At 63.2% G+C, this 21513-nt stretch carries 24 protein-coding genes; 7 read left to right on the plus strand and 17 right to left on the minus strand.

Annotated elements, in window-relative coordinates; translation table 11 throughout:
- Positions 1-35: 35 nt before the first annotated feature.
- From E2K99_RS21460 to E2K99_RS21470, 3 genes are all read right to left on the minus strand, one after another.
- Positions 36-1358, minus strand: coding sequence for a M16 family metallopeptidase (locus E2K99_RS21460; protein ID WP_134223496.1), 1323 nt, complete (start codon positions 1356-1358; stop codon positions 36-38).
- A 37-nt stretch (positions 1359-1395) separates the two neighbouring features.
- Positions 1396-2055: a ParA family protein gene (locus E2K99_RS21465; RefSeq protein ID WP_121040476.1), complete on the minus strand. Its 660-nt coding sequence runs from the start codon at positions 2053-2055 to the stop codon at positions 1396-1398.
- Positions 2056-2191: 136 nt separating this feature from the next.
- Positions 2192-3571 carry a M16 family metallopeptidase gene (locus tag E2K99_RS21470; RefSeq protein WP_121040478.1) on the minus strand — a complete coding sequence of 460 codons (1380 nt, stop codon included), beginning with the start codon at positions 3569-3571 and terminating at the stop codon, positions 2192-2194.
- A gap of 169 nt (positions 3572-3740) precedes the next feature.
- On the opposite strand from E2K99_RS21470, the gene ftsY reads away from it, so the two are divergent.
- The 4 genes from ftsY (at position 3741) to rpoH (ending at position 8038) form a co-directional block, all read left to right on the plus strand.
- Positions 3741-4961: a signal recognition particle-docking protein FtsY gene (ftsY, locus tag E2K99_RS21475; RefSeq protein WP_121040480.1), complete on the plus strand. Its 1221-nt coding sequence runs from the start codon at positions 3741-3743 to the stop codon at positions 4959-4961.
- A gap of 4 nt (positions 4962-4965) precedes the next feature.
- Positions 4966-5658 (plus strand): cell division ATP-binding protein FtsE, encoded by a 693-nt coding sequence (locus tag E2K99_RS21480; protein ID WP_121040482.1) that lies wholly within the window; start codon positions 4966-4968, stop codon positions 5656-5658.
- Positions 5655-6578 (plus strand): permease-like cell division protein FtsX, encoded by a 924-nt coding sequence (ftsX, locus tag E2K99_RS21485; protein WP_134223497.1) that lies wholly within the window; start codon positions 5655-5657, stop codon positions 6576-6578. The genes E2K99_RS21480 and ftsX overlap by 4 nt, the downstream gene beginning before the upstream one ends.
- A gap of 560 nt (positions 6579-7138) precedes the next feature.
- The gene (rpoH, locus tag E2K99_RS21490) at positions 7139-8038 is read left to right on the plus strand and encodes an RNA polymerase sigma factor RpoH (protein ID WP_134223498.1); all 900 of its coding nucleotides are present in this window, start codon (positions 7139-7141) and stop codon (positions 8036-8038) included.
- An 88-nt stretch (positions 8039-8126) separates the two neighbouring features.
- On the opposite strand, the gene E2K99_RS21495 is transcribed toward rpoH, so the two are convergent.
- Genes E2K99_RS21495 through E2K99_RS21515 form a run of 5 tightly spaced genes read right to left on the minus strand, consistent with a single transcriptional unit; the run spans position 8127 to position 12136 of the window.
- Complete coding sequence (locus E2K99_RS21495) at positions 8127-8717, minus strand: SCO family protein (RefSeq protein ID WP_034332698.1); 591 nt, start codon at positions 8715-8717, stop codon at positions 8127-8129.
- A gap of 12 nt (positions 8718-8729) precedes the next feature.
- A complete protein-coding gene (cyoE, locus tag E2K99_RS21500; protein ID WP_134223499.1) occupies positions 8730-9623 on the minus strand; it encodes a heme o synthase in 894 nt (297 codons plus the stop codon).
- Complete coding sequence (locus tag E2K99_RS21505) at positions 9620-10756, minus strand: COX15/CtaA family protein (RefSeq protein ID WP_134223500.1); 1137 nt, start codon at positions 10754-10756, stop codon at positions 9620-9622. The genes cyoE and E2K99_RS21505 overlap by 4 nt, the downstream gene beginning before the upstream one ends.
- Before the next feature lie 44 nt (positions 10757-10800).
- The gene (locus tag E2K99_RS21510) at positions 10801-11433 is read right to left on the minus strand and encodes an SCO family protein (protein WP_039783812.1); all 633 of its coding nucleotides are present in this window, start codon (positions 11431-11433) and stop codon (positions 10801-10803) included.
- The gene (locus tag E2K99_RS21515) at positions 11420-12136 is read right to left on the minus strand and encodes an SURF1 family protein (protein WP_134223501.1); all 717 of its coding nucleotides are present in this window, start codon (positions 12134-12136) and stop codon (positions 11420-11422) included. The genes E2K99_RS21510 and E2K99_RS21515 overlap by 14 nt, the downstream gene beginning before the upstream one ends.
- Before the next feature lie 108 nt (positions 12137-12244).
- Between E2K99_RS21515 and E2K99_RS21520 the strand changes: the two genes are divergently transcribed.
- The gene (locus tag E2K99_RS21520) at positions 12245-12445 is read left to right on the plus strand and encodes a twin transmembrane helix small protein (RefSeq protein ID WP_013236083.1); all 201 of its coding nucleotides are present in this window, start codon (positions 12245-12247) and stop codon (positions 12443-12445) included.
- 72 nt (positions 12446-12517) lie between these two features.
- Here the strand turns inward: E2K99_RS21520 and E2K99_RS21525 are convergent, their stop codons facing one another.
- The 8 genes from E2K99_RS21525 to E2K99_RS21555 form a co-directional block, all read right to left on the minus strand.
- Entirely contained in the window at positions 12518-13378 is an 861-nt protein-coding gene (locus E2K99_RS21525; RefSeq protein WP_034332705.1) for a cytochrome c oxidase subunit 3, read from the minus strand.
- Between the two features lie 128 nt (positions 13379-13506).
- Positions 13507-13683, minus strand: coding sequence for a DUF2970 domain-containing protein (locus tag E2K99_RS21530; protein WP_166675147.1), 177 nt, complete (start codon positions 13681-13683; stop codon positions 13507-13509).
- Between the two features lie 73 nt (positions 13684-13756).
- A complete protein-coding gene (locus E2K99_RS21535; protein WP_134223502.1) occupies positions 13757-14329 on the minus strand; it encodes a cytochrome c oxidase assembly protein in 573 nt (190 codons plus the stop codon).
- Positions 14326-14436 carry a cytochrome oxidase small assembly protein gene (locus E2K99_RS25995; RefSeq protein ID WP_209532642.1) on the minus strand — a complete coding sequence of 37 codons (111 nt, stop codon included), beginning with the start codon at positions 14434-14436 and terminating at the stop codon, positions 14326-14328. The genes E2K99_RS21535 and E2K99_RS25995 overlap by 4 nt, the downstream gene beginning before the upstream one ends.
- Positions 14437-14486: 50 nt before the next feature.
- Positions 14487-16106, minus strand: a complete 1620-nt coding sequence (gene ctaD, locus E2K99_RS21540; RefSeq protein WP_034332709.1) for a cytochrome c oxidase subunit I — start codon at positions 16104-16106, stop codon at positions 14487-14489.
- Positions 16107-16124: 18 nt separating this feature from the next.
- A complete protein-coding gene (gene coxB, locus E2K99_RS21545) occupies positions 16125-17285 on the minus strand; it encodes a cytochrome c oxidase subunit II (RefSeq protein WP_134223503.1) in 1161 nt (386 codons plus the stop codon).
- Between the two features lie 22 nt (positions 17286-17307).
- A complete protein-coding gene (locus E2K99_RS21550; RefSeq protein WP_134223504.1) occupies positions 17308-17778 on the minus strand; it encodes a DUF2244 domain-containing protein in 471 nt (156 codons plus the stop codon).
- A gap of 426 nt (positions 17779-18204) precedes the next feature.
- Entirely contained in the window at positions 18205-19149 is a 945-nt protein-coding gene (locus tag E2K99_RS21555) for a methyltransferase domain-containing protein (RefSeq protein WP_134223505.1), read from the minus strand.
- A 136-nt stretch (positions 19150-19285) separates the two neighbouring features.
- Between E2K99_RS21555 and E2K99_RS21560 the strand changes: the two genes are divergently transcribed.
- Complete coding sequence (locus E2K99_RS21560; RefSeq protein WP_134223506.1) at positions 19286-20137, plus strand: ComF family protein; 852 nt, start codon at positions 19286-19288, stop codon at positions 20135-20137.
- Positions 20138-20174: 37 nt separating this feature from the next.
- Positions 20175-20657 (plus strand): tRNA (cytidine(34)-2'-O)-methyltransferase, encoded by a 483-nt coding sequence (locus E2K99_RS21565; protein ID WP_134223507.1) that lies wholly within the window; start codon positions 20175-20177, stop codon positions 20655-20657.
- Positions 20658-20718: 61 nt separating this feature from the next.
- Here E2K99_RS21565 and E2K99_RS21570 read toward each other — a convergent pair whose 3' ends face one another.
- Positions 20719-21513 carry an ABC transporter ATP-binding protein gene (locus E2K99_RS21570; protein ID WP_034331301.1) on the minus strand — a complete coding sequence of 265 codons (795 nt, stop codon included), beginning with the start codon at positions 21511-21513 and terminating at the stop codon, positions 20719-20721.

Genomic DNA, 21513 nt, shown 5'->3' on the forward strand with positions numbered 1-21513 from the left:
ATCCCGTGATTCTCGAACGAAATGAACTAAATGATTTACTCGGCGGCTTCACCGACGATGACGGTGGACAATTCTTCCGGATGCACATGCTTGCGGAAGGCCGCACGCACATCCTGCACGCTCACCGCGCGGATGCGTTCGATCCAGTGGTCCAGGTAATCCAGCGGCAGGCCATAGAAGCCGATCACCGAGAGGTTCTCCAGCAGCTTGGCATTGCTGTCGATGCGCAGCGCGAAGCCACCGGCGAGGTTGTCCTTGGCGGCCTTCAGTTCGGCGGCGGTCGGGACTTCCTGCAGGAATTTGTCCAGCGTGGCGCGGGTCACGCGCAGGGCTTCGGCGGTCTGCTCCTTCTTGGTCTGCAGGCCGATCTGGAACGGACCCGGCTGCGCCAGCGGCGAGAAATAACTGTAGACGCTGTAGCTGAGACCGCGCTTCTCGCGCACTTCATCGGTCAGGCGCGAGACGAAACCGCCGCCGCCCAGCACGTAGTTGCCCACCGTGAGTGCGAAGAAATCATTGTCGCCGCGCTGGATGGCCGGGGCACCGATGAGGATGTGCGATTGCGAAGCCGGATGGGCGATGCGGCGCTCCACGCCCTTGGGCGCAGCCACTTGCGGCAGGGCCGGCAAGGCGCTGCCCTGCGGCAGTTCACGCGTGAGGGCGCTGGCGATGCTGCGCGCCTGCGCTTCGGTGATGTCGCCGATCAGGGCAATCACGGCGCGGTTGGCCACGTAGTGGGCGCGATGGAAGGCCAGCAGGTCCTCACGGGTGATGGCCTGCAGGCTGGCTTCGCTGGCATCGACGGCATAGGGATGGCTGCCGTAGGCGGCTTCCATGAAGGCCTTCTCGGCGATGGTTTCGGGCTTGGTCAGTTCTTCCTTCAGATTGGCGATGGCCAGCGCACGGTCACGCTCCAGGCCCGCCTGCGGGAAGGCCGGATGGGCCAGCATGCGGCCCAGCAAACCCAGCGCGGCATCGCGCTCGGCGGGCGAGGACAGGCTGCGCAGGCTCACGCCGGCGCGGTCCTGCCCGGCCCCGCCATTCTGCTGGGCGGCCACATCGGCAAAGCCGTCGAGGATCTGGGCTTCGGTCAGCGCCGGGGCGCCGTTGGCGGCCTCCACGCCGCGCGTGAGGCTGGCCACGGTCAGCTCGGCCAGGCCGGCCTTGGCGGCGGGATCACGGCGCTGGCCGGCATCGAACTGCACGCTCACATCCAGCATGGGAATGGAGTGATTGGCCACGAACAGCACGCGCGCGCCATCGGGCTGGGTCCAGGACTGGATGGCCAGGGCCGCCGAAGCGGGAGCGCTGCAGAGGAAGGCCAGCGGGAGCAGCAGGAGAGGAAGAATTTTTTTCATGGAAACGGAAATCGAAAGCGACGAGGCAAGCGTGATGTCAGGCGTTCTGTTCAGGTTCAGGTGCAGCGGCGGGCTGTCCGCCCAGCCACTGCAGGATGGGCTGCCACTGGTCGAGATCGCGCTGCACGCGCGAGGGCGCGATATCCCACAGGGTCAGGCCGTGCGCGGCCAGTTGCACGTAGTTCTGGGTATCGCGCAGATGGCCCAGCACCGGCAGCTTCAGGCCCTCGATGAAGCGCTGCAGCTGCTCGGCCGAGCGGGTGCGGGCATCAACCCGCATGCCGACGATGCCGACATCGATCTCGCCATCGCGTACCGCCTTTTCATTGGCCAGGCGGCGCAGGAAATCCTGGGTGGCCAGGATGTCGAAGATCGAGGGCTGCAGCGGCACCAGGATCTTGTCGGCCAGCTTGAGGGTATCGTTGAGACGCCAGCCATGCAGCCCGGCGGGCGTGTCCAGCACCACGTGAGTGCTGCCCTTGGGGGGCTTGGCGACGTAGTCCTCGTTGATGTCCCAGGTGCTGATGGGGCGCGCCTGTTCCGGACGGATCGACAGCCAGGCGCGCGAAGACTGCTGGCGGTCGATGTCGCCCAGCATGACGGCATGGCCGAGGCTTGCGAAATAACCGGCCAGGTTGGTGGCCAGGGTGGTCTTGCCTACGCCTCCCTTGGGGTTGGCGACGACGATGACGGGCATGGTTTTCTCCGTAAAGAACAGAAGCCGATCGATCAGGAAAGGAAGAACTCAGCGACTGGGACATCCCATTAAGCCGGCGTTAATGCCGTTCGATACAGCATTCATCCTGGCTTAATGGTGCAAAAAACGTCAATCCTCAATGCAACAGGCCGGGCGGCGGCGCGGCGGGCTTCTTGCCGTTCAGCGGCAGCGGGACCAGCGTGGCGACCGTGAGCGTATCGTCCTTGAAGTATTTCTGGGCCACCGCCTGCACCTGGGCGGCGGTCACGCTTTTCAGGCGGTCGATGATGCGGTCGATGTTCTTCTGGCCCAGGCCGGTGGTTTCCATCATGCCGATCTCCATGGCCTGGCCGAAAACGGAATCGCGCTTGTAGACCTGCGAGGCGATCAGTTGCGTCTTGACGCGCTGCAGTTCCTGCTCGGAGACGCCTTCGCTGGCGATGCGCTGCACTTCGGCGCGCAGCAGGCCTTCCAGCTGTTCGGTGGAAACGCCGTTGGCCGGGCTGCCTTCCAGCGTGAACAGCACCGGGCCGCGTGCTACACCGCTGTAGCTGGCACCGACGGCAGTGGCCTGGCTGGCGGTGCGGATCAGGTTGGCCGTCAGGCGGGCATTGTCATAGCCATCCAGCACGGCGGAGAGCACGTCGAGGGCATAGGCTTCCTGATCGGCTTCCACATTGCGCAGGGCGGGCACCTTCCAGGCCATCACGACATAAGGATTTTCAGCCGGTGCCTTGACGGTGACGCGGCGCAAGCCCAACTGCTCGGGCTCGTTCTGCGGCTTGCCCTGAGGCACGGGGTGGGACGGGATCTTGCCGAAATATTTTTTGGCCAGCGCCAGCACGCGCTGGGCATCGACATCCCCGGCCACCACCAGGGTGGCGTTGTTGGGGGCGTACCACTGGCGATACCAGCCGGCGATGTCCTGCACCGTCATGTGCTGCAGGTCGTCCATCCAGCCGACCACGGGATGGTGATAGGGGTGGGCGGTCCAGGCGGCGGCGTTCAGGGCTTCATTCAGCAGGCCCATGGGCTGGTCGTCGGTGCGCCAGCGGCGCTCTTCCATGATGACGCGGATTTCCTTGGCGAATTCCTTGGCATCGAATTGCAGGTTGGCCATGCGGTCGGCTTCGAGCGCCATCACCTTTTCCAGATGGCTCTTTTCGATCTGCTGGAAGTAGGCGGTGAAGTCATTGGCGGTGAAGGCATTTTCCTGCCCGCCCAGCTCGGCCACCAGGCGGCTGAATTCGCCGACCTTGTGGTTCTTGGTGCCCTTGAACATCATGTGTTCCAGCGCGTGCGATACCCCGGTGGTGCCGTTGAGTTCATCGATGCTGCCGACCTTGTACCAGACCATCTGCACCGCCGTGGGGGCGCGCCGGTCTTCCTTGACGACCACTTTCATGCCGTTGGCCAGCACGAATTCGCGCGCCGGCTCGGCCCGCACCTGCGCCGCCGTAGCGGCCAGGAGGCTCAGCAGGGCGGTGGCCAGGAGGGCTCTGATCTTCGATTTCATGGGCTGTGCTCTGATAAAATGCAGGATTCATTGACCCTGGCGGCCATGCGCGGGTCTTGTGGAAGGGCAATTGTAACCTGTCCACTGCGGTTGTCAGGGCAGCCACGCGCCTGCCGTCCCGCCCTCCCCCGCCCCGGCCGCAGCTACCATCCAGCCTATCCGCCATCCGATGTTCAGTTTTTTCAAAAGAAAACCCAAACCGGAAGCGCAACCCGCGCTGCCGCCCCAGGCCGAACCGGCAGCCCAGCCGGCCCCGGTGGTTCCGCCCCCGACTGAATCCGTTGCTCCTGCTCCTGCCGCTCCCGCTGCGGTTCAGCCACCAGTTGCCGCGCCTGCACCGGTAGCACCGCCAGCCCCGACGCCGATCGCTGACCCGGAGCCTGTGCCCCAACCCTTGACTGCCCCGGCCGCCCCCCCGGAGCCGGTGGCCGCCATCGAAGAGTCCGCCGAAGAAGTCGAGATCGTCGCCGCGCCGGAACCGGCCCCAGAGGTCAAGCGCTCGTGGCTGTCGCGCCTGAAGGCCGGGCTGTCCAAGACCTCGAGCAACCTGACCACGCTGTTCGTGGGTGCGCGCATCGATGAAGACTTGTACGAGGAACTGGAATCGGCCCTGCTGGTATCGGACGCCGGCGTGGAAGCCACCCAGTGGCTGCTGGCCGAACTGAAGAAAAAAGTCAAAAACGAGCGCCTGACCGAAGCCGCCCAGGTGCGCACCGCCCTGCGCACCCTGCTGATCGACCTGCTGCAGCCGCTGCAGCGCCCGCTGGTGCTGGGCCGCGACAAGCCGCTGGTGATGATGATTGCCGGCGTCAACGGTGCCGGCAAGACCACCACCATCGGCAAGCTGGCCCTGCATCTGCAGGCGCACGGCCAGTCGGTGCTGCTGGCCGCCGGCGACACCTTCCGCGCTGCGGCCCGCGAGCAGCTGGCGGTCTGGGGCGAGCGCAACAACGTCCAGGTGATCGCGCAGGAATCCGGCGATCCGGCCGCCGTGGCGTATGACTCGGTGCATTCGGCGCAGGCGCGCGGCACCCATGTGGTGATGGTCGATACCGCCGGCCGCCTGCCGACGCAATTGCACCTGATGGATGAACTCAAGAAGATCAAGCGGGTCATTGCCAAGGCGATGAACTCGGCACCGCATGAAGTGCTGCTGGTCATCGACGGCAACACCGGCCAGAATGCGCTGGCCCAGGTCAAGGCCTTCGATGATGCGCTGGGGCTGACCGGCCTGGTGGTGACCAAGCTGGATGGCACCGCCAAGGGCGGCATCCTGGCCGCCATCGCCAAGACCCGCCCGGTGCCGCTGTACTTCATCGGCGTGGGCGAGAAGATCGAAGACCTGCAGCCGTTCAATGCCACCGAATTCGTCGATGCCCTCCTGAGTTGAACCGATGATTGAATTTACCCGGGTTTCCAAGCAATACGCGCGCGAGGTCTATGCCCTGCGCGACATTACGTTGTCGGTGAAGAAGGGCGAATTGATCTTTTTGGCCGGCCCTTCCGGTGCCGGCAAGTCCACGCTGCTGAAGATGATCGCGGCGATCGAGCGGCCCACTTCGGGCAAGCTCACCGTCAGCGGCACCGACATCGCAGGCTTGAAACCTTCCGGCCTGCCCTACCTGCGGCGCAACCTGGGGCTGATCTTCCAGCAGCAGAAGCTGTTGCTGGACCGCAATCTGCTGGCCAACGTGATGCTGCCGCTGATCGTGACCGGCTCTTCCCGCCCGGATGCGGAAAAGCGCGCCCGCGCCGCGCTCGACAAGGTCGACCTGCTGGAGAAGGCCATGTGCGAGCCGCTGGAACTGTCCGGCGGTGAGCAGCAGCGCGTGGCCATTGCACGCGCCATCGTCAACCGTCCGCAGATCATTCTGGCTGACGAGCCGACGGCCAATCTGGACCGGGCCAATGCCAACAAGGTGCTGGCGGCACTGAAATCCTTCCACGGCGTGGGCGTGACCTGCCTGATCTCGACCCACGACGAAAATTTCCTCACCGGTGCCGACCGCATCATCTACCTGGACCGTGGCCGCATTGTCGATGGCTGGCACAACGGCGTGGCCAATCCCGTGGAGGTGTCGCCATGAACTGGCTCCGACAGCATTTCGCCGCCATTGCGGACGCCCTGCGCCACCTGCTGCGCTCGCCGGGCAATTTCCTGTTGAACGTGCTGGTGGTCTCGATTGCGCTGGCGCTGCCCTTTGCCGGCCTCTCGGCGCTGGAAAACGTGCGCCCGATCTCGGAGCAGATGTCGGTGGAGCCGGAGATCAGCATCTTCATGAAACCCGATGCCAGCCGCGAGGCCGCGCAGGCCGTGGGCAAGACCATCAGCCAGGTGTTGAAGGACAGCAACACCAATGGCAAGGTCGAGTTCATCCCGCGCGAGAAGGCCTTCGATGCGATGAAGAGCAAGACCGGCCTGGCCGATGTGCTCGCCACGCTGGGCAGCAATCCGCTGCCGGACAGCTACGTGGTGCGCCTGCCCGGCTTCGAGAACGCCATGAATGCCAGCCGGGTGGACGACATCGCCCAGCAGCTCAAGAAGCAGCCGGGCGTGGATACGGTGCAGATCGATTCCGAATGGGTCAAGCGCCTGGCGGCGCTGCTGCGCATCCTGCGACTGGTGCTGCTGTTCCTGGGGATCACGCTGGGGGCGGTGGTGGTGGCGGTCGTCTTCAACACGATTCGCCTGCAGGTGATGACGCAGCGCGACGAAATCGAGGTCTCGCGCCTGTTCGGGGCGACCAATTCCTTCATCTATCGTCCGTTCTACTACACCGGCGCGCTGCTGGGCCTGTGTGCGGGCGCGGTGGCGCTGGGGCTGGTGGTGGTGGCGCAGCAGCCGCTCAATGAAGCCATCCTGGATTTCGCCCACCTGTATGCCTCGGAATTCCAGCTGGCCCTGCCCAGCCCCATGGCCATCGGCCTGCTGCTGGCCATCAGCGGCTTGTTGGGCTTGTTCGGGGCGATGCTCTCGGTGCGCAGGCAGTTGGCCAGGAAGGCTTGAGCGCCAGCTCAGCCATCCGGTTCGCCAAGCCAGAAAGCCCGCTCATGCGGGCTTTCCTTTTTTGACAGGAACATTCACCTGATCCTGCTGCCCATACAATAAGAGCGGCGTCAGATCGTCTTCTACTTGAAGCCAAGTTCATTTGACCGGTTTACCACCCCCCCAGCACCGAAGCTTCCCAATGCGGGATGGCCATTTCCTGCGCCTTGCCCCTCACTTGGCGCGCTGCAAAAAAGTGTTACAAGTTTCTGGCCCCCTTTTGACCCCAATCGCAACTTTTGTCGCCCAAAGGCGACTAATATGAAGGGGAAGTAATGCAATGATTAGCTGAACAGCAATAGTTCTTGGCTATCAACACCGCACCATCATGCAATTAGCACTCTTGGGTGACGAGTGCTAGAATACCTTATTGAATTGCTCCAGTTTTATCGGAGCACTGCACCAAACAGCGTCTGGCCACGTTGGCCGTGCCGGGGAAGTTGGCAACATTGCCCCCGGCAACCGAAGCATCCGCTTCCTACCGTTTCATACTGTTTCCGCAAAGGAACCAAGGAGAATCCATGAAAACTGCGTCTGCACACACTGCACTCATGCCTGCCGAGTCCAATGCACTCGCGCTGGGTTTTTCCGGCAGCCTGGGCAATATCGACGCGTATATCTCGGCAGTGAACCGCCTGCCCATGCTGACCCACGAAGAAGAGGTCAAGCTGGCGCGCGACCTGCGTGAAAAGAACGACCTGGGCGCCGCTCAGAAGATGGTGCTGTCGCACCTGCGCCTGGTGGTGTCGATTGCCCGTGGCTATCTCGGCTACGGCCTGCCGCACGCCGACCTGATCCAGGAAGGCAATATCGGCCTGATGAAGGCCGTCAAGCGCTTCGACCCGGCCCAGAACGTGCGTCTGGTGTCTTATGCCATGCACTGGATCAAGGCCGAGATCCACGAGTACATCCTGAAGAACTGGCGTCTCGTGAAGGTCGCGACCACCAAGGCCCAGCGCAAGCTGTTCTTCAACCTGCGCAGCCACAAGGAAGGCCTGGACGCGATGACGCCGGCCCAGGTCGAGGCCCTGGCCAAGACCCTGGACGTCAAGCGCGAAGAAGTGATCGAGATGGAAACCCGTCTGTCCGGTCGCGACATCGCCCTGGAGTCGCCCACCGATGATGAAGATGACAAGTTCGCACCCATCGCCTACCTGTCCTCCGACAATTCGGAACCGACCCGCGTGATCGAAGCCAAGCAATACGACCGCCTGCAGTCCGAAGGCCTGGAAGCGGCCCTGTCCAAGCTGGATGACCGTTCGCGCCGCATCGTCGAAGCCCGCTGGCTGGCCAATGACGACGGCTCGGGTGCGACCCTGCATGAACTGGCTGACGAGTTCGGCGTGTCGGCCGAGCGTATCCGCCAGATCGAAGCGGTTGCGCTGAAGAAGATGAAGACCTCGCTGCAGGCTTATTCCTGATCCGGATTTCATTCAGATCAGCAGCAATGAAAAAGGCACCCTCGGGTGCCTTTCTTTTTATCCAAACGATTTATATCGTTTCAAGCCATCACGACAGCAGCAACTTGATGTCATGCGCCAGCGTCTGCGGCCCTTGTCCGTGCTTGACGAACAGGCGGATGTGTCCCTGCGGATCGAATACGTAGCTGCCCGCCGTGTGATCCATCGTATAGCTGCCCGGCTGCTTGCCCGGCACCTTCTGGTAGAACACCTTGAATTCCTTGGCCACCTTCTCGGTCTGCTGCAGGTCGCCGCGCAAGCCAAGGAAACGCTTGTCGAAGGCCGGCACGTATTGCGCCAGCACTTCCTGGGTATCGCGCTCCGGATCGACGGTCACGAAGAGCACCTGCACGCGGTCGGCGTCCGGTCCCAGTTCCTTCATGACGTTGGACATCTCGACCATGGTGGTCGGGCACACGTCCGGGCACTGGGTATAGCCGAAGAACATCACCACCACCTTGCCCTTGAAATCGGCCAGAGTGCGCGGCTTGCCGGTGTGGTCGGTCAGTGCGAAGTCCTTCGCGTAATCCAGCCCGGTGACATCGGTATTGTTGAACTTCAGTTCAGGCTTGGACGGCCCGCAGGCCGCCAGCAGCGTTGCGCAGCCAGCCAGCAGCAGCGCCGAGAGGAATCGTTTCATGCGTTCAGGGAATCAGAAACTGCGGAACAGGAAATAATGGTCCACCAGCAGCACCGCAAACAGGATGGACAGGTAGACGATCGAATAAGCAAAGGCCTTGCGCGCGATCAGGTCGGTGTAGTGGCGATAGATCTGCCACGAATACCAGAAGAAAATCGCCCCCAGTACGATGGCCGTACCCAGGTAGATCAGGCCGCTCATGCCGATGGCGAAGGGCAGCATGCTCACCGCCAGCAGTGCAATGGTGTACATCAGGATGTGCAGTTTGGTGACATCCATGCCATGCGTGATGGGCAGCATCGGCAGGCCGGACTTGGCGTAGTCGTCGCGGCGGTACATGGCCAGCGCCCAGAAATGCGGCGGGGTCCAGATGAAGATGATCATCACCAGCACCCAGGCCTGCATCGGCACGTCATTGGCCATGGCCGCCCAGCCCAGCGCGGGCGGCATGGCGCCGGCCAGGCCGCCGATGACGATGTTCTGCGAGGTCGCCGGTTTCAGGATGATGGTGTAGATGATGGCGTAGCCGACGAAGGTAGCGAAGGTCAGCCACATGGTCAGCGGATTGACCAGGTTGTACAGCACCCACATGCCCAGGCCACCCAGCACGCCCGAGAACACCAGCGTCTGGCCTACCGTGATTTCGCCGCGCGCCATCGGACGGCGGGCGGTGCGGGCCATGCGCGAATCGATCTCCCGCTCGACCAGGCAATTGATGGCGAAGGCCGCGCCGGCCAGCAGCCAGATGCCCAGCGTGCCGAAGATGACCTTGTGCCAGTCCGGCAGGTCGGGCGTGGAAAGGAACATGCCGATCACGGCACAGAACACTGCCAGCTGCGTCACGCGCGGCTTGGTCAGTGCCCAGTACTGGGCGATGCGGTTGGGTTGGGCGGTCAATGTGGTCATGGCGTGACGGGCCGGGCGGATGCTGGTGGAGCAGCGGCGGCCAGGCCGGAGGGTGCGTAACGGACCTTGTAGTTTAACATGACCATCAGGATGACCAGCAGCGCCGCGCCGCCGTTGTGGATCACCGCAATGGCCAGCGGCCAGTTCAGATAGATGGTCGCCAGACCAGTACAGAGCTGCAAACCCAGCACCGTCAGCATCCAGCGGGCGGTCTTGCGCAAGCCTTCATCACGCAGTGCGCGGTGTGCCAGCCATACAACATACAAGATGACGACAAAGGCAAAACTGCGATGCACCCAGTGGATCGCGGTCAGCGCTTCCACCGGCAGGTAGTCGCCCGAGGAGGTCATGCCAAGATGCCGCCAGAGCGTGAAGCCATGTTCGAAGTCCATCTCCGGCACCAGCTGGCCATTGCACAGCGGGAAATCGGAACAGGCCAGCGCCGCGTAATTGGTGCTGACCCAGCCACCCAGCGCGATCTGCAAGCCCAGCAAGGCCGCGCCGATGGTGGCCGGCGCGATCAGCGCGCGGCCTGCGGGCGAGACCGGCACATGCTGCTCCTGCCGCGCCCCCAGCCAGGCCAGCATCGCCAACAGCGTCAGGCCCAGCAGCAGGTGGATGGTGACGATGATGGGCTGCAGCTTCATGGTCACGGTCCAGGCACCGAAGGCGCCCTGCAGGCAGACGAAGCCCAGCAGTGCCGTCGGGAACCAGGGACGGAACTGCAGTTCGGTCTTGCCCGACTTGATCCAGCGCCGCCAGGCGGCGACCATCAGCACGATGATGAGGAAGCCCACGGCCATGGCGAAATAGCGGTGGATCATTTCGATCCAGGCCTTGGCCCAGGTCACCGGACCAAACGGCATGGCTTCCTGCGCGGCATTGATGTGCTCATGCGCCAGCAGCGGATTGGCATGGCTGTAGCAGCCCGGCCAGTCCGGACAGCCGAGGCCCGAATCGGTCAGGCGCGTGAAGGCCCCGAACATGATCAGGTCGAAGGTAAAGAACAGCGTCACCCACACCAGTTTGCGGTATTTGTTGGCCACGCCCTGTGCGCGCCACACCAGCGCCAGCGGAATCAGGGCCACCACGAGCCCGGTCAGGCCCAGTTGTATCAGCGTCGTTGCATTCATCTTGAGTCAAACGTGCGTCACTGCGCGCAGGGAATCCATCCGCATCAGCCGATGGAGGAAGCGCGCAGCAATTTGGAAATGTCCTTCTTCATCTTGCCGGGATCGGGGTCCTTGGGGAAGCGCATCATCAGGTTGCCCAGCGGGTCGATCAGGTAGATGTGGTCTTCGGCCGAGGTGCCGGCATCGGCCGGCAACCAGGACTGCAATTTGCCAGCGTCAACCCGAAGGATATCGGTTCCGTCGAATTCGCGCAGGAGCAAGGTCGCAATCGGTGCGCGATCCGTCACCAGCCACACGCGCTCGATGCGCTCCATTTCCTTGCCTTGCATCAGCCGCAGCTGGCGCATGGTCAGCAGTTTCTTCTGGCAGGGTTCGCCGCAGTCGCCGCGATCGACCTGCAGCATCACCCACTTGCCCTTGTAATCCTGCAGCTTGGCCGGACCGCCATCGATGGCACTGCTGCCGAGATCCGGAATCGGATACTGGCGCGGATCGATCAGCGCGCCATAGTTGTTGCGGCTCTGCGGCTTGATCACGTAATAGGTGAGGTAGGAAGCGATGAGCGGTGCGGCACACACGGCCACCACCGCCAGCATCTTCCAGCGGCCGATGCGGCGGCGGCGCGCCTCGTCGACGGATGCGGCTTGCGCGGATTGTGGAGCTTCAGGCTTTGTCATGACGACCACGTTTGAATCCTGTCACGATGAAAAAAAGAAGAGCCATGCCCGCCAGTGCATACCACTGCACGGCATAGCCGCGATGACGATCGATACCCAATGACGGAGCGGGCCAGTCACGCACCAAGGTATCGCCCGCCGCCCCGCTCTGCTCGATCACCAGCGGTGCCAGCGTTACACCGCTGGCCTTGGCCAGTGCCGGCACATCGAGATTCTGCAGGATGGCTTGCGGACGCGGCGCATCGGCCGTCCCCAGTTGCAGCACATGTCCGGCGTCGCGGCGCAGGATGCCTTCCACCTCGGTAACGCCCGGTGGCGGCGGCACCTGAGGCACGCGCGTGCGATCGGTAGCATCGCGCGGAGCCCAGCCGCGAGCCACGACCACGGCCGGTCCACTGCCCTCGGGCTGGAACAGCGTGAGGACATGGAAACCGACTACGCCGTTGTAGGGGCGGTTCTCCAGAAACAGCGTCCACTGCGGAAGATAGTGGCCGCGCAGGCGGATCTGTCGAAACTCCGCATCGCTCGCATCAACCGGCAGCGCACTCAGAGGAGCCTCGCTGCCCCGCGCCTGCATGCGCTGCTGCAAGGCCAGCTTCTCTTCGGCGCGATGCGTCTGCCACTGGCCCAGCGCAATACCGGCGGCGGCCACGACCAGCGTGGCGCAAAACGGGATGAGGCGAAAAACGAATCGGGTCGGCATCGATGAAGTTTGGCCTTACAATGAAGCGCACACAGGACAAGAAAAAATCTTGCACATCAGCGTCGCAGCATACCGCATGCACGCCTTCGGAGACAGGGTTCCATCCTCATGAAAATCGTCGTCGCCATCGCCTTCATCCTGATCCTGGCCAGCCTGGCCTCGGCATTGATCTTCCTGATGCGCGACAAGGGCAAGAGCAATCGCACGGTCCAGGCGCTGACACTGCGGGTCGGCTTCTCGGTGGCGCTGTTCCTCTTCATCCTGCTGAGCTACAAGCTGGGCTGGATACAGCCGACCGGCATCCGCTGATGTCATCCGCACGCACCCCACAAAAAAGCCGCACCGAAGTGCGGCTTTGTCATTGCGCAGACGGTGCCCGCCTTACAGCCAGTACACCACCACATACAGGCCCAGCCACACCACGTCCACGAAGTGCCAGTACCACGCCGCGCCTTCGAAGGCGAAGTGATGCGTGGGCGTGAAGTGCCCGCGCAGCACGCGATAGAGCACCACCGACAACATGATCGCGCCCATGGTCACGTGGAAGCCGTGGAAGCCGGTCAGCATGAAGAAGGTCGAGCCGTAGATGCCGGAGGTGAGCTTGAGGTTGAGCTCGCTGTAGGCGTGGATGTATTCATACGCCTGGAAGCCCATGAAGACCGCGCCCAGCAGGATGGTCAGGAACAGCCACACGGCCGTCTGCGCGCGATGGCCGGCGCGCATGGCGTGGTGCGAGATGGTCAGCGTCACGCCCGAGGTCAGCAGCAGCAAGGTGTTGATGGTCGGGATCGGGAACGGACCCATGGTGGTGAAATTCTCCACCGTGCCGGCCGGGCCGACATTGCCCCATTGTCCGGTGAAGTCGGGCCAGATCACCTTGTGGTCCAGATCGGCCAGCCACGGCATGGTGATGCTGCGCGCATAGAACAGCGCACCGAAGAAGGCCGCGAAGAACATCACCTCCGAGAAGATGAACCAGCTCATGCTCCAGCGATAGGACAGGTCGATGCGCTCGCTGTAGAGGCCCGACTCCGATTCGCGGATCGCATCCCCGAACCAGTAGTACAGCACCACCAGCACCATCAGGATGCCGAGGATGTTGACGTAAGGCGCCCACGAGACGCCATTGACCCAGGCCGAGGCCCCGATCATGGTGATGAGCATGGAAATGCCCGCCATCATCGGCCAGCGCGACGGGCCTGGAACGAAATAATGGGGTGCCTTGGCTTGTTGAGAACTCATGTTCTTCTCCCGGTACGAAATCCGATTGTCCTGGCCTGGGCAAGAGCAGCAAACTTGGGCATTAAGCTGCGTTGAATGCTCTTGCGATACAGGGTTTACGTTTCCTTAATGCTCTTTTTCGGTCAGTCTCATCCACCTGCCGCGCTGCGTACCACCAGCTTGACGATGCTCACCAGCACGGCCACGAAGATCACCGCACCGAGAATGCCGGCGATGATGACGTGCACCGGATTCAGCCGTGCTGCATCCGACTCGTAATCCTTGCGCTTGCGCACGCCGAAGAAGGACCAGAACACCGCCTTCATCGTCGCGCCGAAGGAGGCCTTGCGCTGGGCCGCCTGTTTCAGCTCATCGTTCACACCCGCTCCTCGGGGCTGGTCAGCCCGCCGTCTTGGCCTTGCCGTTGATCTCGAAGAAGGTATAGGACAGCGTGATCGTGGTCACTTCCTTGGGCAGCTTGGGATCGATGTAGAACACCACCGGCATCTGCTTGGCCTGGTTCGGTCCCAATGTCTGCTGCGTGAAGCAGAAGCACTCCACCTTCTTGAAGAAGGCCGCCGACTGTAGCGGTGCATAGCTCGGGATGGCCTGGGCATCCACATTGCGCGGCTGGGTGTTGACCACTTCGTAGGTGACCTGCGTCATCTCGCCAGGGTGCACCTGCATGCTGGCCACCGTCGGGCGGAAGCGCCACGGTCCCTGCGCATTGCCATCGAACTCCACGGTGATGGTGCGCGTCTTGTCGATCTGCGTATTGGCCGGCGCTTCCACCGTCACATCCTTGGGCGTGAGGAAATTCACGCCGGTCACTTCGCAGATCTTGCGATAGACCGGGATGAGCGCATAGCCAAAGCCGAACATCAGCACCGCCACCACCAGCAGCTTCCTGAACATCACGCGGTTCAGGCCGCGTGATGTCGTCTCGTCTGCCTGATCGTCATCTCTGCTCATTTGGCAAACCAGATGCGGTTGATGAAGATGCCGACGAAGAAGGCCAGCGCCACCAGCCCCAGCAGCAGGCCGGTGCGCAGGTTGTTGGGTTTCTTGCGTTCGGTCATGAGGGTTGCCTTTGCATTTAGGGGCGATGACTTGTGTTATCCACAGGCGCTTACTTCACCACCGGCGGTTCTTCGAAGGTGTGGAAAGGGGCCGGGCTGGGCACGGTCCATTCCAGGCCCTCTGCACCTTCCCAGGGCTTGGCTTCGGCTTTCTTGCCACCCTTGATCGAGGGAATCACCACGAAGAACAGGAAGTACACCTGCGACAGCCCGAACCCGAAGGCGCCGATGGAGGCGATCATGTTGAAGTCGGTGAACTGCGCCGGGTAATCCGCATAGCGGCGCGGCATGCCCGCCAGCCCGAGGAAGTGCATCGGGAAGAAGGTGATGTTGAAGGTGATCAGCGAGGCCCAGAAGTGGAACTTGCCGCGCCATTCGTTGTACATGAAGCCGGTCCACTTCGGGCCCCAGTAGTAGTAGCCGGCGAAGAGCGCGAACAGCGATCCGGCCACCAGCACGTAGTGGAAGTGCGCCACCACGTAGTAGGTATCCTGCATCTGGATGTCGATCGGGGTCACCGCCAGGATCAGGCCGGTGAAGCCGCCCATGGTGAAGACGAAGATGAAGCCCACCGAGAACAGCATCGGCGTCTCGAAGGTCATCGAGCCGCGCCACATGGTGGCGATCCAGTTGAAGATCTTCACGCCGGTCGGCACGGCGATCAGCATGGTGGCGTACATGAAGAACAGCTGCGCGGTCACCGGCATGCCGGTGGTGAACATGTGGTGCGCCCAGACGATGAAGGACAGGATCGCAATGGAGGCGGTCGCATACACCATCGAGGCATAGCCGAACAGCGGCTTGCGCGCGAAGGCCGGGATGATCTGCGAGACGATGCCGAAGGCCGGCAGGATCATGATGTAGACCTCGGGGTGGCCGAAGAACCAGAAGATGTGCTGGTACATCACCGGGTCACCGCCACCGGCGGCGTTGAAGAAGGAGGTGCCGAAGTGACGGTCGGTCAGCGTCATGGTGATGGCACCGGCCAGCACCGGCATGACGGCGATGAGCAGGTAGGCGGTGATGAGCCAGGTCCAGCAGAACATGGGCATCTTCATCAGCGTCATGCCGGGCGCGCGCATGTTCAGGATGGTAACGATGATGTTGATCGAACCCATGATGGAAGACGCGCCCATGATGTGCATGGCGAAGATGCCCATGTCCATGCCGGGGCCCATCTGGGTCGACAGCGGTGCGTACAGCGTCCAGCCGGCCGCGGTGGCGCCGCCCGGCACCAGGAAGGAACCGGCCAGCAGGAGCGCGGCCGGCGGCAGCAGCCAGAACGAGAAGTTGTTCATGCGCGCAAAGGCCATGTCGGACGCCCCGATCTGCAGCGGGATCATCCAGTTGGCGAAGCCCACGAAGGCCGGCATGATCGCACCGAACACCATCACCAGGCCGTGCATGGTGGTCAACTGGTTGAAGAATTCAGGACGGAAGAACTGCAGGCCCGGCTGGAACAGCTCGGCCCGGATCAACAGCGCCAGCACGCCGCCCGAGAGCAGCATGGTGAACGAGAACCACAGGTAGAGCGTACCGATGTCCTTGTGGTTGGTGGCAAAGAGCCAGCGCCGCCAGCCGTGCGGATGGTCGTGCGCGTGGTCATCGTGAGCGTGCCCATGCCCGTGATCGTGGGAATGATCGGGGGCGTGATCGGCGGTGGTAGTCATGTCCGGTTCTCCAAACGATTACTTGCGGGCGGCCAGGATTTCGGCCGGCTGCACGATGTTTTCCTGGGCCTTGTTGGACCAGCTGTTGCGCGTATAAGTGATCACGGCGGCGATTTCGGTGTCGTTCAAGACACCCTTCCAGGCCGGCATGGCGTTCTTGCCGTTGAGCAGGATGTGGATCTGGCCATCCTTGGGGCCATTGACCAAGGCACTGCCGTCCAGCGCCGGGAAGGCTCCCGGCACGCCCTTGCCGTTGGCCTGGTGGCAGGCCACGCAGTTGGCTGCATAGACCTTCTCGCCGCGCTGCTTCAGCTCATCCACCGTCCAGACCTTGCTGGGATCATCGGCCTTGGCGGCCATTTCCTTCTTCTTGCCCTCGACCCATTTCTTGTAGTCGTCATCACTGACCACGTTGACCACGATGGGCATGAAGGCGTGATCCTTGCCGCACAATTCCACGCACTGGCCGCGATAGGTACCGATCTTCTCGGCGCGGAACCAGGTGTCGCGCACGAAGCCGGGAATCGCATCCTGCTTCACGCCGAAGGCGGGGATGGTCCAGGAGTGGATCACGTCATTGGCGGTGGTAACGATGCGCACCTTCTTGTTGACGGGCACCACCACCGGATTGTCGACTTCGATCAGGTAGTTGTCGTTTTTCTTCAGGGTGGGATCGGTGACCTGCTCGCGCGGCGTAGCCAGGCTGGAGAGGAAGGAGATGCCTTCACCATCGCCCTTGAGGTAGTCATACCCCCACTTCCACTGCATGCCGGTGACCTTGATGGTGAGGTCGGCGTTGGAGGTGTCCTTCATGGCCACCACGGTCTTGGTGGCCGGCAGGGCCATGCCGATGACGATCAGGAAGGGCACCACGGTCCAGGCGATTTCCACGGTCGTGCTTTCGTGGAAGGAGGCGGCCTTGTGGCCGACCGACTTGCGGTGCTTGATGATGGAATAGAACATCACCCCGAAGACCGCCACGAAGATGACCAGGCAGATGATCAGCATCAGGATGTGCAGGTCATAGATCTGCTCGGCGATCTTGGTCACCGGTGGCTGGAAATTCATCTGCAGCACGGCCGGTCCGCCCGGACTATCCACCACTGCCCAGGCCGGCAAGCCGGCCGCCAGCAGCGAGGCACCGAGGGTCAAGGATTGAAGGCGCTTCGCAAGTTTCATGGATTTCCTCAAAAGCCCAAAATTATAAGAATGAGAGTGCTGCCATCCCGCCACCCCTGGCGGCCAGTTCCTGTTGCAGCTCCTGCACCAACGCGCGCCGCTGCCACAAGCTCATGAACCGGCCAATTTCCACGCGCTGCCCCCGGCTTTCCAGTGCCACCAGCGACTGCCGGCCCACAGGAAAAGCGATGCGCATGCCATGCAACTGCAAGCTGCTGCGGTGCGAACGACTACCCTGGATGACTTCCACCTCCAGGCCATGATCGGCCAGCACCAGCACTTCGCGATCAGTGGCGTGACGGGCGTAGACCAGCATGGCCGCGCCCACCGCCACCAGTTCAATGCATGAAAAAACCAGGATGATCCAAGCGCCGCGCAGCGTGAAGCCCAGCGCGACCGTGAGTGAAACCGTACAAAGGACTGCGAAGACCCACGCCAGCTGGCGTGGCGCAATCGAACAATTGCGCTTCAATATCCATTCCCGCGTCTCCATGGCACCTCGCCAGCATGATTGTCGGTCGAGCGTGTCTCTGTCTCTTACCGCAGGGGATGCTCACTGGATGCGGGCCAGCCCGTTCTTGCCGGGGGCCGTCTTGCGTGGGGCGCACTCCGTGGCTATCCGTTTTGCGGTCTTTATTTATTCTTGCTATTCGTTCGTACTGGAATTTCTTTGTGTGAATTTTTTTACCCATTTGAGTATAAGGGCTAACGTCGCCATGGATCAAGCACGCACCGCCGCATTGACAACGGTGGCGCTTGCGGGCTGTCCGGCGGGCCGGGATGGCGGCAGCAGAGCCGCCAGGGGCGCGGCTTTGCGGCGATATGAAGGCTTCGGCAGGAACAGGCAGGGCGTAACGATACAGCAACTATCTGGCAGGCCAGATAGAGCTGGGCGACTAAGCCTTATATGAAGTTTCGACTATCGCGGCGGGCGTTCGAAGCGAATGATGCTCTCGCCGGCCGCGGTGGTCTTGGGCACCGGACGGAAGGCGTGGCCGTAGACGACCTCGAAGGTCAGCGGGATCTTGCCGTCGGGCTTGCGCATGGCCTCGAAGGCCGCCAGCAGGCGCTGGTACTGGCTGCGGCTCATCATGCTGCGGCGCCGCGATTCCAGCGGATTGCCACCCCAGGCGCGCACGTCTTCCAGCAGGCGCTGGGGCGTTTCGTAGGTGACGGTGATGGTTTCCATGTCCATCACCGGTGTGGAAAAACCGGCATTGACCAGCATGTCGCCGAAGTCGTGCATGTCGACGAAGGGCAAGGTGTGCGGTGCAAGATCGATTTGTTCGAAAGCGCTGCGCACTTCGCGCAGGGTATCGGGACCGAAGCAGGAAAACATCAGCAGGCCCTCCACCCGCAGCACGCGCCGCCACTCGGCAAACACGCGGTCGGGCTGGGGATGCCAGTGCAGGGCCAGGTTGGACCAGACCAGGTCCAGCGCGTTGGCGCCCAGCGGCAGGCTGGCGAAGTCGGCGCAGGCCAGTTCCGGCCCGCCGGCACCCGGACCGGAACCGAGCCACTTGTTGATGGAGCCGAACAGGCGGTTCATGGCCGTCTGCGCGCCGCGCTGGTGGTCGGCGGCCTTGGCCAGCATGCCGTAGGCGCCGTCCAGACCGATCACCTGCGCCTCCGGATAGCGTTTCTGCAGCACCGGCAAGTCGGCCCCTTCGCCGCATCCGGCGTCCAAGACTTCACGCGGGGCGATTTTCACCAGGGCCAGGCGCTCCTGCATGCGGGCCGAGACTTCGCGGCGCAGGAAATCGGATTCGGCCACGCGCCGGGGTTCGCCGAAACGGCGGCGCACCAGGGGCAGGTCGATGGGAGCGCTCAGCTTGGCGCTGGCAGAAGGCGGCGGCAGGGACATGGGCAACGGAACAGGAAGATGGACTGCGCAGCAGCGTGGCAAGCTCGGGCGGCCAGCAGAGGGCCGCCGATCCACGGGGCTGATGCGATAATGCGCGTAGTTTAGTCGAAATCCATTTTTCCCGGGCGCACCTCGCATGGATCTCAAATCCTCCAAACCCGCTGCCGCATCGCCCCAGGCCAAGCCTGGCACCGCCTATCGCGCCGTCGGCGGCAAGCCGGCACGGCCGGGCAAGCCATCCGGCCCCGGCTGGCTGCAGCGCTTGCTGGCCCAAATGCCGCAACTGCTGCCGTCTTCCTGTGCGCTATGCGGCGCGGCCGGACGCGAGACTCTCTGCGCGCCCTGCCACAAGCGTTTCTACACGCGCCAGCACCGCCGCTGCATCCAGTGCGCCCTGCCCATGCCGGTCACCGGCAAGGAACTGCGCTGCGGTGCCTGCCTCAAGGACCGCCCGGCCTTCGACGCCACCATCGTGGCCACCGATTATTTCGCCCCGTCCGACCAGCTGGCGCTGGCCCTGAAGTTCGGCGGCGATCTGCGCCTGGCACCGCTGCTGGCGCGATTGATCTTCGATGCCACGCGCCGCAATCCGGTGCCGGGCAGCGACGTGCAGCTGCCGATGCCGACCTTGCTGGCCCCGGTGCCGCTGGGATTGGCGCGATTGCAGGAACGCGGCTTCAACCAGGCACTGGAAATCGCCCGGCCGCTGGGCAAGCTGATGGACATTCCGGTGCAGCCGCGCCTGCTGGAACGCAAGAAGGAAACCGATGCCCAGTCGGCCCTGCCGGTGGGGGCTCGCGCGCGCAACGTGCGTTCGGCCTTCGCCCTGCCCTTCGCGGCCATGGACCAGGTGCGCGGGCTGCATGTGGGCATCGTCGACGACGTCATGACCACCGGCGCGACCTTGAATGAAGTGGCGATCGTGCTCAAGCGGCACGGCGCCCGGCGCGTGACCAACCTGGTCTTTGCGCGCACCCTGCCGATCTGAAGCGGGTCGGCCATCCTTTACATAGCAGGAGAATTGTTTGTTCCACGTCGTCCTGGTCGAGCCGGAGATCCCTCCCAATACCGGCAACATCATCCGCCTGTGCGCCAATACCGGCGCGCAACTGCACCTGGTGGAGCCGCTCGGCTTCCCGCTCGATGACGCCAAGATGCGGCGTGCCGGGCTGGATTACCACGAATACGCCAACATGCAGGTGCACAAGGACTGGGACCAGTTCCTGGCCCATCGCCGCCAGGATCCGCAGTTCGATGCGACCCGCATGTTCGCCATGACCACGCATGGGTCCACGCCCTTTGCCGGCTTGGCCTTCCGTCCGGGCGACACCTTCGTGTTCGGCTCGGAAACGCGCGGGCTGGCACCGGAGCGGCGTGAATCCTTCCCCACGGCACAGCGCATCCGCCTGCCGATGCGGCCGGGCAATCGCAGCATCAACCTGTCCAATACGGTGGCGGTGGTAGTGTATGAAGCCTGGCGGCAGAATGGCTATGACGGTGGCAGCTGAGAACCCGCTGCGCCCATGAAAAAACGGCTCCCGAGGGAGCCGTTTTCGTTGGTTGCGCCGATCAGCCCAGCAGCAGGGCGTCGTCCGAGAGCTTCTCGCCGCGCGTCTGCTCGAACATCTTGAGCAGGTCCGGCACATCCAGCCCGGCGCGTTCGGGACCGGAGACATCCAGCACCACGCGGCCCTGGTGCAGCATCACGGTGCGATCGCCGTAGTCCAGCGCCTGGCGCATGCTGTGGGTCACCATCATGGTGGTCAGCTTGGCCTCGGAGACGATCTTGGCCGTCAGTTCCAGCACGAAGGCGGCCGTCTTGGGGTCCAGCGCGGCCGTGTGTTCATCCAGCAGCAGGATGCGCGAAGGCTGCAGCGAGGCCATCAACAGACTCACCGCCTGGCGCTGGCCGCCCGAGAGCAAGCCGATGCGGTCGGTGAGGCGATTTTCCAGGCCCAGGTTGAGGATGGCCAGCTTCTCGCGGAACAGCTCGCGCATCTTGCCGCGAATGGCGAAGTTGAAGCCGCGGCGGCGGCCACGGGCCATCGCCAGCGCCATGTTCTCCTCGATGGTCAGCGCCTCGCAGGTACCGGCCATCGGATCCTGGAACACGCGCGCCACCATGCCGGCGCGATCCCACGCCTGCTTGCGGGTGACGTCGGTGCCGTCGATTTCGATCTTGCCGGTATCGACCAGCAGGTCACCGGAGATGGCGTTGAGGAAGGTCGACTTGCCGGCCCCGTTGGAGCCGATCACGGCCACGAACTGGCCGGTCGGGATCTCCAGCGAGAGGCCGCGCAGGGCCGGGTTCTCGATGGGAGTACCGGGATTGAAGGTGATCTTGAGATCAGTGGCTTTTAGCAT

Origin of the sequence: Herbaspirillum huttiense, from assembly GCF_004367745.1 — a bacterium.
In the GTDB taxonomy this organism is placed as follows: domain Bacteria; phylum Pseudomonadota; class Gammaproteobacteria; order Burkholderiales; family Burkholderiaceae_D; genus Herbaspirillum; species Herbaspirillum huttiense.